The organism is Bacillus sp. SIMBA_031 (assembly GCF_046535225.1).
Classification (GTDB): Bacteria; Bacillota; Bacilli; order Bacillales; family Bacillaceae; genus Bacillus; species Bacillus velezensis.
On record NZ_JAWRXC010000559.1, the window covers coordinates 1 to 247 of the forward strand.

Consider the following 247-nt stretch of genomic DNA (forward strand, 5'->3'; position numbering starts at 1 on the left):
CCGGCATCGGCGGCGCCTACGCGGCATGGAACACGACGCGCACACAGGCACTACAGATAGACGCGCCGGCCTCGACCTCGGCCTATATGGGTCTGCGCTGGACGCGTCAGGGCGGCCGGCATCTCGCGGCGATCGACGCCTATGAAGGCGTGAGTACAACGAGCGCGCCGCGCATCAACTTTCATGTTGCTGGCCAGCAGAACGCCTGGTCATTTGCCCGCACGGACATTGCACGTGGTGCGGGCGG

The 247-nt window shown here is 66.4% G+C and carries 1 protein-coding gene; it reads left to right on the top strand.

From position 1 onward, the window contains the following. On the top strand, positions 1-247 hold a 247-nt coding region (locus tag SB724_RS21355; RefSeq protein ID WP_410573023.1), incomplete at both ends, for a hypothetical protein.